At 36.2% G+C, this 15,881-nt stretch carries 16 protein-coding genes; 11 read left to right on the top strand and 5 right to left on the bottom strand.

Going from position 1 to position 15,881, the window contains the following annotated elements:
• Positions 1-614 precede the first annotated feature (614 nt).
• From SVZ03_13210 to pdxA, 3 genes are all read left to right on the top strand, one after another.
• Positions 615-1,394, top strand: coding sequence for a hypothetical protein (locus SVZ03_13210; protein ID MDY6935166.1), 780 nt, complete (start codon positions 615-617; stop codon positions 1,392-1,394).
• A gap of 257 nt (positions 1,395-1,651) precedes the next feature.
• The gene (locus SVZ03_13205) at positions 1,652-2,077 is read left to right on the top strand and encodes a polymer-forming cytoskeletal protein (protein MDY6935165.1); all 426 of its coding nucleotides are present in this window, start codon (positions 1,652-1,654) and stop codon (positions 2,075-2,077) included.
• Positions 2,064-3,068, top strand: a complete 1,005-nt coding sequence (gene pdxA / locus SVZ03_13200) for a 4-hydroxythreonine-4-phosphate dehydrogenase PdxA (GenBank protein MDY6935164.1) — start codon at positions 2,064-2,066, stop codon at positions 3,066-3,068. Before SVZ03_13205 ends, pdxA begins: the two co-directional genes overlap by 14 nt.
• Positions 3,069-3,165: 97 nt before the next feature.
• Here the strand turns inward: pdxA and SVZ03_13195 are convergent, their stop codons facing one another.
• Positions 3,166-3,594, bottom strand: a complete 429-nt coding sequence (locus SVZ03_13195; GenBank protein ID MDY6935163.1) for a hypothetical protein — start codon at positions 3,592-3,594, stop codon at positions 3,166-3,168.
• 122 nt (positions 3,595-3,716) lie between these two features.
• Between SVZ03_13195 and SVZ03_13190 the strand changes: the two genes are divergently transcribed.
• The gene (locus SVZ03_13190; GenBank protein ID MDY6935162.1) at positions 3,717-4,178 is read left to right on the top strand and encodes a hypothetical protein; all 462 of its coding nucleotides are present in this window, start codon (positions 3,717-3,719) and stop codon (positions 4,176-4,178) included.
• Between the two features lie 68 nt (positions 4,179-4,246).
• Here SVZ03_13190 and SVZ03_13185 read toward each other — a convergent pair whose 3' ends face one another.
• Positions 4,247-4,675 (bottom strand): hypothetical protein, encoded by a 429-nt coding sequence (locus tag SVZ03_13185; GenBank protein ID MDY6935161.1) that lies wholly within the window; start codon positions 4,673-4,675, stop codon positions 4,247-4,249.
• Positions 4,676-5,005: 330 nt separating this feature from the next.
• On the opposite strand from SVZ03_13185, the gene lsrF reads away from it, so the two are divergent.
• The 3 genes from lsrF to SVZ03_13170 all read left to right on the top strand — a co-directional run bounded on the left by lsrF (position 5,006) and on the right by SVZ03_13170 (position 8,178).
• Positions 5,006-5,899, top strand: a complete 894-nt coding sequence (gene lsrF / locus SVZ03_13180) for a 3-hydroxy-5-phosphonooxypentane-2,4-dione thiolase (protein ID MDY6935160.1) — start codon at positions 5,006-5,008, stop codon at positions 5,897-5,899.
• Between the two features lie 80 nt (positions 5,900-5,979).
• A complete protein-coding gene (locus tag SVZ03_13175; protein ID MDY6935159.1) occupies positions 5,980-7,275 on the top strand; it encodes a class II fructose-bisphosphate aldolase in 1,296 nt (431 codons plus the stop codon).
• 216 nt (positions 7,276-7,491) lie between these two features.
• Entirely contained in the window at positions 7,492-8,178 is a 687-nt protein-coding gene (locus SVZ03_13170) for a CBS domain-containing protein (GenBank protein ID MDY6935158.1), read from the top strand.
• A gap of 51 nt (positions 8,179-8,229) precedes the next feature.
• Here the strand turns inward: SVZ03_13170 and SVZ03_13165 are convergent, their stop codons facing one another.
• Positions 8,230-9,387, bottom strand: coding sequence for an aldo/keto reductase (locus tag SVZ03_13165; protein MDY6935157.1), 1,158 nt, complete (start codon positions 9,385-9,387; stop codon positions 8,230-8,232).
• Between the two features lie 55 nt (positions 9,388-9,442).
• Positions 9,443-10,465 (bottom strand): NrpR regulatory domain-containing protein, encoded by a 1,023-nt coding sequence (locus SVZ03_13160; GenBank protein MDY6935156.1) that lies wholly within the window; start codon positions 10,463-10,465, stop codon positions 9,443-9,445.
• Positions 10,466-10,903: 438 nt separating this feature from the next.
• Between SVZ03_13160 and SVZ03_13155 the strand changes: the two genes are divergently transcribed.
• Positions 10,904-12,544: a glutamate synthase-related protein gene (locus SVZ03_13155; GenBank protein MDY6935155.1), complete on the top strand. Its 1,641-nt coding sequence runs from the start codon at positions 10,904-10,906 to the stop codon at positions 12,542-12,544.
• Between the two features lie 359 nt (positions 12,545-12,903).
• Here SVZ03_13155 and SVZ03_13150 read toward each other — a convergent pair whose 3' ends face one another.
• Positions 12,904-13,026, bottom strand: a complete 123-nt coding sequence (locus tag SVZ03_13150; protein ID MDY6935154.1) for a hypothetical protein — start codon at positions 13,024-13,026, stop codon at positions 12,904-12,906.
• A gap of 277 nt (positions 13,027-13,303) precedes the next feature.
• Here SVZ03_13150 and SVZ03_13145 point away from each other — a divergent pair, with 277 nt between their 5' ends.
• The 3 genes from SVZ03_13145 (at position 13,304) to SVZ03_13135 (ending at position 15,864) form a co-directional block, all read left to right on the top strand.
• Positions 13,304-13,822, top strand: a complete 519-nt coding sequence (locus tag SVZ03_13145; protein MDY6935153.1) for a sigma-70 family RNA polymerase sigma factor — start codon at positions 13,304-13,306, stop codon at positions 13,820-13,822.
• On the top strand, positions 13,819-14,655 hold the full coding sequence (locus SVZ03_13140; protein MDY6935152.1) for a hypothetical protein: 837 nt from the start codon (positions 13,819-13,821) through the stop codon (positions 14,653-14,655). The genes SVZ03_13145 and SVZ03_13140 overlap by 4 nt, the downstream gene beginning before the upstream one ends.
• Positions 14,656-14,844: 189 nt before the next feature.
• On the top strand, positions 14,845-15,864 hold the full coding sequence (locus SVZ03_13135; GenBank protein ID MDY6935151.1) for a CsgG/HfaB family protein: 1,020 nt from the start codon (positions 14,845-14,847) through the stop codon (positions 15,862-15,864).
• Positions 15,865-15,881 lie beyond the last annotated feature (17 nt).

The following is a 15,881-nucleotide window of genomic DNA, read 5'->3' as shown; positions in this document are numbered from 1 at the left end:
TATTTCTAAATACGGAAATACTCATTATTAATCCAATATATTACCTTAATCACGATAAAGGATGTTAAATTACAATGATTTTTTCCAATATCAACATTTTTTTGTATAACAAATAATTGCTTCCTTTATATATCTAAAGATTTTATGAAATCAAAGGGATATCCATAACCGCAAGGACACAATTATTTATCTAATTATATTATATAATATAAATTGAAATATTAACAATAATAATGGTCTAATAATGTAATAAAAATAACATTTTTATTGAAATTTCCACATAAAATGCTATAGTCGTATATCAATCTATGGGCAATAAGTTAAGATGGAAGTTTCTACTGTAATATGATTGATTTATTTCCTTTCTATTTTATTTTTAGACTAAATACATTTACGAATTTGATAAAGAAAATCCTAATGTTTTTATGTATTTCTATGTCAAGGGTAGCATCGATTAACAAACAATGAGAGTGATAATATTGATGAGATAAAACCAAATCAGCGATATAATAGTATATTTGAGGATTTATTCAATAATTTAATAAAAAGTGTAAAGCTGTACCTGTTTTCCTTCTACTAATCATCTATAAATGATAGGATAATTGGAATTAGATATGGATTATAAGAATGATAAATCAGAGAAGATTGTAAGGTCAATAAAGCTTCTTGAAGGTGTACTGAAGACAACCCCAAATAAAGCTCAGAAACAGAGGGTCAAGGAAGATATCAATAAGCTTAGAAATAATTTACAGAAATTATACCCGGATGCTGATTTAAGGGAACTTGAAAATGCAATTTTTACTAATATAATGACTTTGTCATCAGATAACTTATCTGATAAGGATAAATCCCTTAAAGATTATGAATCCCTACAAGATATTAAAATAGATAATACATCACCATACAGAGAGGATAGAGAGATAAATGAGGCTTCAAGCATTATGAGATATTTCGAGGAGAGGATATGGGGTGTATTATCTGACCAACATACAAAGCTTGATTTTTCTAATTCTGGTGAAAGGGATTCACTTTATAGAAAGTTAGATGAATGTAACAGAGCCTTTAAATCATTTTGTCAGACATTGGATGATATTGAAAAAGCGATATCACAGGAATACATCTCACAGCTACAGATGATGCGTATTAGACAAGGAAGACTATTCCTTTTCGAGATTTATGATTTCTTTAAGATATCAAAGCACTTTATCTCCAACCTAATTTCAAATATTGAGAATGGCGGGAATATGGTGCTTAATCCTGATGATATATTAGAATATGCAGAATACGAAAAATTTAAATCCTATGAGGGTTGGAATATATTAAACACACTAAAATCAATAAAACAATTTCTCTGTGAAGCGCTCCAGGTTATTAATGTACCTGAGATAAAGTAATCTATTATAATATAAAGAGAGTGCCCCCCCCCCCTTCGTTTCCTCAATCAGCATCAACCATCTCTCCCTGAATTGTTATTTAATATTTATCCCCTATAATAAAAATTTTAATAAATTGATTTCTTACTCATAAAAGTGAGGGAGTCTCCAAAAAGTTGTTTTTTTTTAAGAGTAATAATATTAATGCTGTTGACAATTGTAATTATAGAGATGATACAATCTATTCAAAAAAATATTATTGATATACAGAGGTTAACATGGCATTAACAAAGAGTGGTGGTGATTTAGCTAATAATGTCATAGGTGAAAATTCTTATTTTGCAGGAGCCTTTCATATAAATGGATCACTAAGAATTGATGGTCGATTTGAGGGGAAATACCTTCAAGCAGAACAGTTATACATCGGTCCAGATGGTAAAATAAAGACTAATATAAATGCTATATCTGTAATAGTGGAAGGTCTTGTAATTGGAAATATAAATGCTTCGAACAGGGTTCTCCTAATGCCCACCGCAAGAATCCTTGGTGATATAAAAACCCCAGAGCTTATTATTCAAAACGGCGTGATTCTTGAGGGTAGATGCACCATCTCCAATGATCTAAAATCATCCGCCAAGAATCTAATTGAGAAGGAATATGATAAGAATAGACTAATCCCAGAGGAGTTTTTTGAAAAGTCATAGTATCAGGGTTGGGATTGTAATTGGCGATCCTGCTGGTATTGGACCAGAAGTAGCCCTAAAGGCTGTTTCAGAATTGGATGGGATTGATAATATCATTCCCATTGTTATAGGTCGATACGAGGTTCTAGTTAGGCATTATCCTGACCTCGTTCAGGGATACAGGCTTTGGGACTACAAAAGGGATACACCTTCGGATATTCTTGATGATCACAATTATATTTACAATATCTGCCTAGACCTGCCAATACCAACCCCTGGCAAGGGTAACATATATACTGGGATTGAGTCTATCAAGTATATTGATAAAGCAATAGAACTATGGAGATGTGGTACATTGGATTCTATTGTTACTGGACCAGTAAATAAGGGCCTAATCGAAAAATCAGGATGCCGCTTTACAGGACACACCGAATATATAGCTGAATCCATCCAGGAAAAAAATCCATACATGATGATGTACTCAAAGGACTATAGAGTGATGCTTGTAACAACACATATACCTGTATCAGGGATAACTGAGAGGATTGATTCCGAAAAGATATACAATACAATTATCGCTGGGCATAGGGCAATATCCAGGATCGACGGCAAGGAGGTTAGAATTGCTATCACTGGATTAGATCCTCATTGCGGCGATAGGGGCGCTATCGGCAATTTTGATATGAATGTTACTGAAAAGGCCGTTAGTATGGCAAAAAGCGATGGAATAAATATTGAGGGTCCCTTTGCTGCTGATACCCTCTTCCTGCCCGAGAGATGGAGATCATACAATTTAGTTATAGCCCAATATCACGATCAGGGGCTAATACCCTTTAAGACCCTCACCTTTGATACTGGTGTTAATGTTACCATGGGTCTCTCTATAATAAGGACATCCGTAGCACATGGCACAGCATATGATATCGCTGGCAAGGGGTGCGCTAAGTATAAGAGCATGATCGAAGCAATTACTTTGGCATACCTCCTTGCAGAAAATAAATCAACGATATAATGATCGTTAATAGCATGATTTGTTTTGCAGAAGGAGTCCAACCAGTTCCTTAAATTATGAGAATAAATCTTAAATACGCAATGATATCATTGAGGCTTTATTGAAAATTAAGTATTTTTTTTGTTTCTAAAACCAAATTATCAATGAGTTCCTCTTGATCGCTTCCTGATGCCTTGAGAAAAAATATTTTTTCTAGTTTTCCCTCCCTCTTAATCTTTAAGAGTGCTTCAATGCTGCCCTTCTGTATATCCCTTGTTATATTATTATCTGTATCACCTGAAAATACAAATGTCTCCTTGCCGGAGCAATAACCATAAATAACCAACTCAAGAAGATTTGAGCCATCCCTATTGAACTTGAATTGGGTATGAAAAATATCCTCAATTTCCTTTTTCCCAATCTTCTTATGTGTCTTTAGGGGGACGAATACTCCTAGGGTATAATTATCCAATCGAATATTATGCTTGCATGAAGTCAATAGAATTATAACGAAGATCAATGCATTCAAAATAACAGGTTGTCTCATTGATGCCTCCACTTGTATTCAACAGGAAATCGTTTTTGCATTGACAGAATGCTTATTCATTGCTACATAATTAGAATTTCATAATAAAGATACTGCATTTAGTAATTAAGGAATAAATAACAGTGGAGAATATTATATTAGTTAAATCAGTACTAATGTTCATAGCCCTTTGGGGATTGGGAATAATATTTCTATGGTTCAGGCAAAGGATTGAAATATTTTGGAAAATAATTGCCACCCTGATATTTGTCTTTTATTTCTGGTTCTTCTTTGAAGAGATATCTACCGGTTATAGAGAATTCTCATCTGGATGGTATCCAGTAACAATTAATTTTTTGAAGGAGTTCATCTCATTAACATTTATTACTCTATTCTTTTTTTGGCCATTAGCCCTTGTTCTTATCTTTTATAAGGCAAATGATATTGGAGCTGAAAAGCTATTGATATTTATGTGTATACTAACGCTTATATTATGGGTACTCGTTATCATATATGTATTTTATACTAAGGGTGTTGATGAATTCCTTTATGAACATCTCATGAAGATGATTCCAAAGGCAAAGCCCTCTACTCCTGTCAAGTGAAGTCATTAGTCAAGTATTTATAGTTCAAATAGGATTTCTTCAATATACATGAGACAAAGGACGAATTATCAATCATATAGGCCAACCCTTACAACATTTTCAACTGATCTTATTATTTCAAGATACCTCGCATTTTGACCCAACAGGGGGACTCCTGCCTCAACCCTAATGCTGTTATGATGTCTACCCTTCTCTACCCTAATAAGATAATACCCGTTATGACTACCCTTTCTATAGTAGTCCTTAAGTATCCATATACCACATTTATTGAGCCTATCTATCAATTGAGGGTAGTATCTTCTTGGTATCTCTTTTTTATTTATAGTTCTATCCATATAATCAAGAGCATTTATATAAATGTTACCTCCAACTCTGAAGATTGAGATAGACCACTCATGACTTATTATGGGTTTTGAGTAATAACGTATACTAATATGAAAATCCTTTTGTTGTGAATTATTGACTAATATAAACAGATATAGTATAAATATTTTCATATTCCCAATATCGTCTCACGGAAAAGGGTGAAGCATTGCATTTGATAAATCAAGTCAATTTTAGAATATATATTAAAAACTATTTGACATTCCAAATTAAGACAAACATAAATTATTTACAGCGTTTTTTCTCAATACTTTGATTATTATTCATTCTAATTTGATGTTAATGCACGTTTATTAAACTGCTCAAATTTTAATAATCCATTTGTGTAAGAATATGATGTTCCTATAAAGGCAAGTAGAAATATTCTTAACAATTTCATCCTTCAAAAAAGCATGTTTGATTTATTGTTATATATAGTATAATAAATGATAAAGGAGAAAACTATGCCTGATGCAGCTGGAATCTTAGAGGCCAGGAATAAAAATGAAATGGAGGCTGAAGGAGTAGATGAAAGCAGGAAATGGGTAAAGGGATATGACAACCTTGATTGGGGAATTAAAAACAGGCTTTCACGCCTTATCAAACCTGATGGTCACTGTTTCTTTCTCCCTATTGATCATGGCTACTTTCAAGGACCCACAAGGTGTCTTGAGAGACCTGGGGATACTATAAGAGATATTCTGCCCTTTGCTGATGGTCTTTTTTTAACAAGGGGCGTATTGAGAAGTTGTATTGATCCAGGTATTGATACCCCCATTATCCTTAGAGTCTCAGGAGCTACCAGTGTTATTGGGAAGGACCTTGCTAACGAGGTTATTACAACTTCCATTGAAGATATAATCCGGTTGAATGTCGCTGCTGTAGGTCTTTCCATATTCGTTGGAAGCGATTATGAAAAGGAAACTTTGGAAAATCTTGCCAGTCTAGTCAATGAATGTGAGGATTACGGTATCCCTGTCATGGCAGTAACTGCTGTGGGAAAGGAAATGGAGAAGAGAACCGCGCGTTTCTTGGCGCTTTCATGCCGCATTGCTGCAGAACTTGGAGCAAAAGTTGTAAAGACCTATTACTGCTCAGAGGATTTTGAAAAAATAACCAATGGATGTCCAGTGCCTATCGTTATGGCTGGAGGACCGAAATGTGAAACAGAACTGGAGGTCTTTGAGTTTGTGTATGATGGCATGCAAAAGGGCGCTATTGGAGTCAATCTGGGTAGGAATGTATGGCAGAATCCTAATCCGATAGCTGTAATGAGATCGCTAAAAGCAATCATTCATGAGAAGGCCACACCAAAGCAGGCCCAGGAACTCTTTGAAACGATTAAAAATAGTAATTAATTAGAGAGATGCCCCATTCATTCCTTATGAAATTGAAAAGGGATGAGATGCCCACTTTATCATGATTATGGAGGATAAACATGTTTTCATCAAAAGGTAAATCAGACTCACAATTTGAAAAAGCTCTAATGATAGGACGACCCCCTAACATTGTAGATCTATTTCCTAATTCAAGAGCGCTAATTGTTAGTGGCAAGGCCATTGATAGAGCCATGATTGCGAAAGGCAAGGCTATGACTATTGCTGCAAATGGTAGAAGCTATTTCGTAATCAGAGGCGCACTTCAGGCAGCTCAAAGAGCAAATGCCGCCATTATCATTGAAATTGCTAAATCCGAGGGCGGTGCAAATGCGTATTGCGCTGTCAATTACTGGAATATGGCTAGAATAGTTGATTCTATCTGTAATGAGTTGAACATAACTGTACCAGTAGCAATTCACGCTGATCATTATGGAATAAAAAATGAGAAAGATGTAGAAAAGGCCAAGATCGAAATACCTACCATGTTCGAAGCTGGGATGACATCAATTGCAATCGATGCTTCACATATGCCAGATCACGAAAATCTATTCGCTAATATCACCCTTAATCCCTTTATACCCAAGTGGGCAGGCCTGGAGACAGAGGTTGGAGAGATAAAAGGCAAAGCTGGCCTTTCAACTGAGGAAGAGGCTCTCTTTCTGATTCAAGGATTGAATGCCCATGATATCTTTCCAGACTGGATAGCCCTGAATAATGGCACCACACATGGCATTGAGGCAAGCGATCAGGGAATTCAAGTGGAACTTACGGCAACAATTCATAATGCGCTGTCCAGGTATAATATTTCCGGCGCTCAGCATGGAACCTCAGGGAACAGTTCTGAGAGACTTCGAAATATAGCCAACAATACCAATACGACAAAGGCCAATGTGGCCACTGCACTACAAATGATCTCCTGGGGGGTTCAGGTCAACGATTATGGGAATGCCATTCTGGATGACAATGGCGAATTCATTAAGGTCAATGAAGATGGTGTTAGCGATAATATGTGGACTGAAATGGTAGAATATGCGAAATCTAAAGAAATCAAGGGTGGTAATTATAAAAAGCTTAATCTCCCCTTCGAGAACAAACTTCTTGGACTCCCCAAAGATATTCGATTGAGAATGGCAAAGGGGGTTGAGGATTTTGTTTACAATCTTCTAACTGAAGTTTTCAATGCTAAAGATACTGCGCCGCTTGCTATTGATGCCATTCTTCAGGCCGACTCATATAATCTTGGGCCCAAGTCAAGCCGCTTAGAAAATCCGGATGAATGGACAGATAATAAAATAAAGGAAAAGGCTTCTAAGATCGATTCGGACAAAGGGCCAAAGGGCGAGTTCGATGATTAAAGATAAATAAATGATAAACTTAATCATTTTAATTCAATAACACAATAAATTAAATGGTAAGTTGTATATTGATCACTAAAATAAGTTATCTTGATAAGTTCATTTAACTAATAATTATATTCTTTAGACTATTATATAATGACTTTATAGGATTCATGTTCTGGAATTTATTATTCCAGCTACATAAATAATTACTTACCTAAAGGAGATTAAATAATGTTAGTCAAGAATTGGATGAGTACAGGTGTTATGTCTATCAGAGCAAGTGATTCCGTACAACATGCCCTAAAGCTTCAAAAAGAAGGCAATGTGAAAATTTTACCGGTAATTGATGATGGTAAACTTGTAGGTATCGTGACGGACAGGGATTTGAAAAAAGCCTCTCTTCCAGAGTCTATACCATTAGACATAAGTGAGGCTATGTACATTACCTCAAAAATTAAGATACATCAGGTCATGACCCCTTATGTTTTTACAATTTCACCTGATTCTACTATAGATGAAGCCGCCAGCATTATAGTAAATAATGATATATCAGGGTTACCTGTAGTAGATGAAGAAAGACGAATTGTAGGAATTATTACAAGAAGCGATATTTTGAAAACCTATATGTCAATCACTGGTGTTGATAAACCCGGTTATCAGATCGCTTTTCTGGTGAAGTATATACCTGGTCTCATTGGTGAAATCATTGAATTGGTAAGCAATTATGGTGGTCGTATCGGTTATGTGCTGCATTCTGATGCCAGAGCGCCAATAGGATTTCGAAATGCCTATATGCGCATATATGATATCAATTCTGAACAACTACCGAAATTACTGAAAAAGATGAAAGAAAAATGCACATTACGCTATGTAATTGATCCATTCTTAGATAAAAAAGAAATTTATGAGGAATTATGATATTCTATCCTCATTTTTTCACTTTGAGCAGGATTTCATATCAACATAAATTTATTCCTTTTTCTTAGGGCCTAAGAGAGCGTGCGCTTTTACAAGCCACTCCATGATGGGAATATCTTGAGGACATTTCTCTTCACATTCCCCACACTCAACGCAATTATTCGCCCGCTCCCCTTCACTCAGCCCCATTGCACCCCGATAAAAGAAGCGTCCAGTTCTAGGATCATTGTACATTACTGCTTCGTTATAGATTTCAAATATTCTAGGTATATTTACAGAATTTGGACATGGCATACAATATCTGCAATTCGTGCAGGGAATGGGACAAAGATCCAGATATGCATCACGCATCTTATCAATAAGCATCAATTCCCCTTTTGTGAGTGTATCCGGTCCGGAGCGATCCGCGCTAATAATATTTTCCTCTACCTGCTGCATTGTGGTCATGCCGCTAAGCACCACAGACACTTCAGAATGGTTCCACACCCATTGCAGGGCTATATCGGCTTGAGTGTGTGGATTTGGATCGTTAGCCCACAGTTTAGTTATCACCTCTGGTGGTTTTTTGGTCAATTGTCCCCCTCGCAAGGGCTCCATAATTACAATTGCCAAACCCTTTTGAGCAGCATATTCCAACCCCTTTGTCCCAGCCTGATAATTTATATCCATAAAGTTGTATTGGATCTGACAGAATGTCCAGTTATCATAAGAATCAACTATCTCAATGAATGCCTCATAATTGTCATGAAATGAAAATCCAAGATGTTGAATGCGACCATCGGCAATCGCGCCCTCTGCCCAAGGTAGCACTCCCATATTATGCAATTTAGTCCAATACTCTTTATTCAATCCATGCAATAGGTAAAAATCTATGTAGTCTGTCTGTAGATGCTTAAGTTGTTCATCGAGATAACGGTCAAAATCACTTGAACTACTTATAAACCAGGTGGGCTGTTTGGTAGCAATCCTTACCCGTTCACGATACCCATCACCAAGAATACGTCCAACACAGCGCTCACTCTGACCCTCATGATAAGGATAGGCTGTGTCAATATAATTGACTCCCTGATCAATTGCATACCGTATCATCCTCTCTGCTTCAGGCACATCTATTTTCGATGGTTGATTATCGATAATAGGCAACCTCATAGCGCCGAATCCCAACACTGACGCATTCCAATCAAGCTTTCCAAATTTCCGGTATTTCATCATCCCTCTCCATATTCTATATTTCCATGTCACTACTATTCAATGTGATTACAGCTCAATCACGTCTGATCATTCTAAAGGGGGTGTTAAATAAATCGACCTTTGTGTATAACTTCATCTCATTAAAATCATATATTGTTTTCAAGGCTTCATTCTCAGTTGGAATGCCAGACTCCTCTACAGCCGCAATGGGATTCAATCCACCTGCAACAATCATCCCGACTCTACCATCTGGAACAGGAATATCCAATAATGGCTGTCCGGGTTTCCCAATCAATAATATCCCACCCAATCCAATGTCATCCAATCTCTTCTTTATCTTCTCTACCTTAGGCATAGCAATGGATGGAAATTCGCGAAAGCTGGCACCTATTTTTCCACTGCCAGTGGAAATGATCTCTCTAATGCTTGTCATTCCACCTTTAATAAATATTTCAAGAGGGTCTATGGAAGTGCCATTATAATTGATAATGTCCGTGAATCTCAGAGGATGTCCCTTTGATATCTCAAGCACACCGCCAAATCTAGAAGAAATATTAATGCCCTCTTTTAAAAAAATTCCGTTGATAGTAACACTACATACTGTGCCAATCGCAACCCTATCTTCATCAATTATAATATTACCTATAGTGTCGCCTGGGTGACTAATTGTTAAAAATTTACCCATCCCCAGACCCGCTTGAAAAACTGACTCTATCTGTTTAAATGCTTTGTTAAAGAATTGCTTATTAAACGTTGTAAGGTTGATGATAATTGTTCCTTTCAGTTTCTGCAAAGAAAAATCCATCTGGTATGTCAGAAAATCAATTTTTGATGCAATAAAACCAACTTTTTCAAAAACAAAGGCAGATTTTAGTTCATTGATTCCTTTTGGGGTAATTATCCTACCCCTTTTGCCAAGATTCTCTGTGAGACCCTGATAATCCATTTTTTGAAGATAGTAACGTATTGTACGCTCACTGAGATCAAAGCCCAATTCCAGCATTTGCCGAGATATAATAATGCTACATGCAGGCTTGTTATTATTCTGCAGAATTTTAAGTATATTTATGATTTTTTGTTCGGAAGACTTGCTCATGATCAATTATAGTGTTCACTGTAATGCACAATTTCAATAAAAAATCAAATAATATAGGCGGTTAAGTATTAGAGAATACACTAGTGAATATTACTTAATATAATCAAGCATTTTATGGCAATTATTGCCATAAAATATTCAATGTCAACCCTCCTGAATAAAAATTCTTATAAAAAAGGCTTGATTTTACATTTCTGAAATATATTTTTGGCAATTAGTTGCCACATATTTATTAACAACCGGAGCCTTGTAACTCAAAATACAAACATACATCATCCACTAATGATAGGGTGTATCTGATAACTGTAACAACAATACTTAGTTAAAATTATTTTAAAGACATCATCTTTTCAATGTTGAGATGAGGTATACACCCTGCAATGACAAAGGATTGAGCATAATGCTATAATATTAAAATATATAAGGAGAAAATAAATCATGATTCAGTGGCCAAAAAATAATGATGCGTTAGGTACAGTAAACCGTGGAAATCCTGCCGAATCAGGCTTATGCACATTATGCAGGGCTGATTGCCAGGGTAGATGTGAGACATGGTTGTCATGTATGCAGGGTAGGAAATTACTCTATCCAAGAGATTTTGGAGCAATAACATCAGGAAGCGCCAATACATGTCATGTTGGCGTGTCGTATAATTCAATAAGGATTAATGGCTACGTCTATGGTTCTCATGGATTAGCCAAGGGTCTTTCAAATGATCCTGATGACTGTGTCTTCCCTAATGTTACTTTAGATGGAGAATTTGGAAAAAAAGAAAAGACCAAATATCGAGTTCCCATAATGACAGGAGCTTTAGGATCAACCTTTATAGCGGCAAAATATTGGGATTCCTTTTCCATTGGTGCTGCATTGGTAGGTTATCCAATTGTAGTTGGAGAGAATGTTGTTGGTGTGGATAAACTATCAATTCTCAAGAATGGAAAAATTGAAAAGGCTCCAGAACTGGAGAGAAGAATAAACACCTATCTTAAGTACTTTGATGGATATGGAGCAATCATAGTTCAGACGAACGTTGAGGACACCAGAAATCGCGTAGCAGAGTATATTATTGATAAATATGGCGATAAGGTGATTATAGAATTAAAATGGGGACAGGGGGCCAAGGTTATTGGCGGTGAGATTCAGGTTACTGATCTGGATTATGCCCTATTCCTGAAGAACAGGGGTTACATAGTAGATCCTGATCCAACAAAACCGGAGGTACAGGAAGGCTATAAAAATGGCGCAATTAAGTCCTTCGCAAGGCATAGCCGCTTGGGATATACAAATCTCTACAACACGGATGAAGTTACTGAAGAATTCATGAATGCTGTAAAACATCTAAGGGGATTGGGATATAAACGACTTACCCTTAAGACAGGCTCCTATGGTATGGAAGCCCTGGCACATTCAATTAAATTGGCAACAGATGCTGAGATGGATCTTCTTACTATTGATGGATCCGGCGGCGGAACAGGCATGAGCCCATGGAATATGATGGAGACCTGGGGGGTTCCGTCAATTCTACTGCATTCCAAGGCATATGAGTATGCATCCATCCTTGCAGCGAGAGGCAAAGATGTTGTAGATTTATCATTTGCTGGCGGGCTAGTTAGGGAGGATCATATCTTTAAGGCCCTTGCCCTGGGCGCGCCTTATAGCAAACTTGTCTGTATGGGAAGAAGCCTAATGATCCCTGGATACCTTGGTTCGAACATTGAAGGTGTATTATATCCGGATAGAAAAGAGAGATTAAACGGAAATTGGGATAAATTGCCAAAATCTGTACTTGATAATGGCGCTAAGGCTGAGGATATATTTGCAGGGTATTTTGATGTACAGAAGAAGGTCGGTGCAGATGAGATGAAAAATATCCCCTATGGCGCAATTGCAGTATGGACTCTTGCTGATAAGTTAGCTGCTGGATTACAACAATTGATGTCCGGAGCCAGAAAATTTTCAATTAACGAGATTACAAGAAACGAAATCTACTCTGCAAACAGGGAGACAGAGAAGGAGACTTGTATTCCTTTCATAACTGATGTTCAGGATGAATTTGCCAAGAAAATTTTGAACAGTTAGAGGTTGTTGCCACTTCTTTAGGCAACAACCCTCATTATCATGCATGAATCTCTTAAATATCGTCCCTCTCTACAAAAGAGGGACGATATTTTAATAGTCAACAACTACCCCTTATTTCTTTCAAATTATAATCAATAAATTCGATAGTAACTTTTCAGGTGTTACTGATAATGTATTCATAAAACGGGATGCTGCCTTAATTCAGGAAACTTATTAAACATCCTTATCGCTGTCTTACCTTTCAACTTTCCAATTATTTCTGAATTAGAATACTTCGACGGTATTGCTATACACATATGAATATGATCTTTGCATTCGTTCCCTTCAATAATCTCTACACTCATCCATAAACAAACTTTTCATATTTCATCTATTACCGCTTCCCTTATCTCTCTATTAAAAACCTTGTAACGATATTTGGGGATTATTTCAATATGATACTTGCAATCCCAGACTACAGGTTGTAACTTGATCAAACTCATTTATTTTTCCTCCTGTAGCATATTTTTCTTCAGGACGAATATTTTAACTCTTTCATAATATATAAATGGCGCTCCTGCAAAAAGTCGATTTCTCTAATACTGATACTGATCACAATCAATTACAAGCGATTATCGCCAAATATGGAACATAAAATTCGGTTAGAAGTAGTTTTTGCACTAAATCTATATATAATAACATTTAACATATCGTTTCAATTATTTTTTGTGACGTTTGCTCACAAAAAAACGCTTATAATTATAGAAGGCATCACAATAGATGGCCACAAAGAAGGATAAATTTACTGAAGATCATAAAAGATATTATCCTGTTGTATTCAGCACAGTTTATACAAAAATAGGCAATATTGATGATGCAAGTGACATCTGTCAGGAAATATTTATCAAATTCTTTGAAAAATATGAGGAGATACAAAACAGCAGAAAATGGCTTTATGGAGCATTACGGATTGCCATTCTGGAGTTTTTTAGAAGGACAAGGGCTGAAGAAGTCAATATTGATGATGTATTTGGAGATGTAGGCCTTACATTTGTGAATGGATTTAAAGACAGCAGAGTAATCATAAGCGAGGCCATTGATAATATGGACAATTTTGGAGATGAAGGGGAAAAGACCCTCTTTGATCTTATTGCAGTGTATAATTACAGTTACAGCGAAGCCGCAAAACAAATGGGATTAACTAAAAGAAAAGCAGAATATAGATATAGACGTATAGTTGATCGAATAATCGATTATTTGAATAAGAAGGGCATAAAGGACATTGAGGACCTTCTATGAACGATAGATTCAATATATTCGAGAGGGCACTGGATAAACTTAAGCTTAGGCAATCCATCCCTCAGGATGTAAAGGAATACATTCTCGATAATAGAGCGCGGGCCCTTTTGGAAACTTTAAGGGCGGTTGGTGAATACAATTTAGTATACGATCTTGTTCTCAGAATATACTTTCTTTCCGGAAAGCTTGGATTAACCATTTCAGTCGTTCAGAGTAAAATTGTTTTAGGTATAATATCATTATTATTAGGAGCCTCATTATCTACAGGAGTTGTAATAGTGGCGGATTTCCTAAAGGAAACCAAATCTGAATTCTTAGATAACAAAGAAGTAATCGAATTATACAAAGATAATATTATGCCTGAAAAATCGATCATCAAAAAGTTAAACGAGAAATGGAAGCAGCCAAGAGAATCAGTTGGAATAAAAAAGAGAAACGCGCAAACATTCGAAAGATTAAAAGGGAAAAAACCTATAGCCATAAACGCAAGGCTTGGGATAAACAGATTTGAAGCAAGCGGAGTTGATAAAAGGATTGCATCTGATATAACCGATAAATTATATCAAAAGCTTCGCTTGCTGAAGGGTAGAAACCTTGTAGTATATAAGAGAATTGAAGGGATTGAGAAAAGCGTAAACAGGCAGTTGGTTGGAAGAGTCAGCAGACTTAGAGACTCATATATACTTGCTGTTAGGGTTGTAGATGGGGAGAGCGGAAAGCAGTTATTTGGTAAGACAATAAATTATAAGCAAGTGGATAACTTGGATAGCAAGTTAGAACAGATTGCTGAACAGATTATTAGTGTCAGCGATATATGGAATAGAAGCGAGTAATAAGCGCTGATACAATCATATTAATCTGTTAGATATATACTATTTATTGCTGTACTGCTTTAATGTACTCTGGGTTTGGACATTTATCATTTTTTTTGTAATTTATGAGTGAGGTGTATAATGAACAAAAGACTTGGTTTGTTATTCTTACGGCATTGGAATTTTATACAATTACAAGAATGTAATTATATGAAATTAATATATATATGCGTCATAATAACTCAAAGATGGCCTATTTTAGCCATTGTTTTATCACTTCTTATGGTTACTCAAGCATATTCCATGAAGAATAAAAATGATAATGATAAAGAAAGGGCAGCGATTTTGGATTTTAAGGCGCATAATTGCCCCCAGTCCATAGCTAAAGCTGTAACTGACATAGTTAGCGCAAGGATATTTGAGACTCATATCTTTACCATAGTGGAGAGAAATCAGATTGATAAGGTATTCGAAGAGATGGAACTGCAGAAGAGTTGGTGTACAGATTCTGAATGCGCTGTTAAGGTCGGGAGGCTACTCTCCGCAAACAAGATTATAATAGGAGCGATTCATAAGATTGATACATACTATATTCTCCTGAGGATCGTAAATGTCGCAATCGGCAAAGTGGAAGGCAACTACAAGGTGAAGGCGGATGAAGAGTCCCGTCTGGAAGAGGCGTGCATTGAGATTGTTGAGATGTTGGAATACGATTTTAAGACAGAAACCTATTTGAGCTATTCCATTTCATTTGGTTTTCAATATGCAATTGGAGATTACTCAAAGGTTGGTGACGATGGATACGGCTTCAATCTAAATCTCAATGTCAACAATTTTATCTATAAAAACGCTGTTTTAACCATATCAACGGGCATTTATTCCTTTGATGGGGCCGATGATTCCATTGAGTCAATTATAACAGCGCCGATAATGCTTAATCTTGGTTACATCTACAAACTATCGAGAAAAATAAGAATAGTCCCCTATTTGGGTTGTGGATATTTTATAAATATGATGACCTACGACAAAGACGGTGTGGATCAATTTGGTGATTATGAATATTCGAGAGAGAATTTTTATGATCCCGTTGCCTCAGCAAGGTGTGATCTGGAATACATTATGTCTTTAAATCTGCACATCTTTCTTTCGCCAAACTATACATATTTTTTTGAAAAAAGCAATACCGGTCAAATTTTGGGCGCTGATGCCGGTGTAAAGATGTTTTATTAGCATTTTTTATTCTATAT

The sequence above is a fragment of the Spirochaetota bacterium genome (genome assembly GCA_034190085.1).
GTDB lineage: Bacteria > Spirochaetota > UBA4802 > UBA4802 > JAFGDQ01 > JAXHTS01.
This window is presented reverse-complemented; position numbering and strand designations above follow the sequence as displayed.

Bases quoted from the DNA above. Each gene is read 5' to 3' on its own strand.
- SVZ03_13210 (MDY6935166.1), top strand. From the start codon at position 615: ATGGATTATAAGAATGATAAATCAGAGAAGATTGTAAGGTCAATAAAG.
- SVZ03_13205 (MDY6935165.1), top strand. From the start codon at position 1,652: ATGGCATTAACAAAGAGTGGTGGTGATTTAGCTAATAATGTCATAGGT.
- SVZ03_13195 (MDY6935163.1), bottom strand. From the start codon at position 3,594: ATGAGACAACCTGTTATTTTGAATGCATTGATCTTCGTTATAATTCTA.
- SVZ03_13185 (MDY6935161.1), bottom strand. From the start codon at position 4,675: ATGAAAATATTTATACTATATCTGTTTATATTAGTCAATAATTCACAA.
- lsrF (MDY6935160.1), top strand. From the start codon at position 5,006: ATGCCTGATGCAGCTGGAATCTTAGAGGCCAGGAATAAAAATGAAATG.
- SVZ03_13175 (MDY6935159.1), top strand. From the start codon at position 5,980: ATGTTTTCATCAAAAGGTAAATCAGACTCACAATTTGAAAAAGCTCTA.
- SVZ03_13170 (MDY6935158.1), top strand. From the start codon at position 7,492: ATGTTAGTCAAGAATTGGATGAGTACAGGTGTTATGTCTATCAGAGCA.
- SVZ03_13165 (MDY6935157.1), bottom strand. From the start codon at position 9,387: ATGAAATACCGGAAATTTGGAAAGCTTGATTGGAATGCGTCAGTGTTG.
- SVZ03_13160 (MDY6935156.1), bottom strand. From the start codon at position 10,465: ATGAGCAAGTCTTCCGAACAAAAAATCATAAATATACTTAAAATTCTG.
- SVZ03_13155 (MDY6935155.1), top strand. From the start codon at position 10,904: ATGATTCAGTGGCCAAAAAATAATGATGCGTTAGGTACAGTAAACCGT.
- SVZ03_13150 (MDY6935154.1), bottom strand. From the start codon at position 13,026: ATGAGTTTGATCAAGTTACAACCTGTAGTCTGGGATTGCAAGTATCAT.
- SVZ03_13145 (MDY6935153.1), top strand. From the start codon at position 13,304: ATGGCCACAAAGAAGGATAAATTTACTGAAGATCATAAAAGATATTAT.
- SVZ03_13140 (MDY6935152.1), top strand. From the start codon at position 13,819: ATGAACGATAGATTCAATATATTCGAGAGGGCACTGGATAAACTTAAG.
- SVZ03_13135 (MDY6935151.1), top strand. From the start codon at position 14,845: ATGAAATTAATATATATATGCGTCATAATAACTCAAAGATGGCCTATT.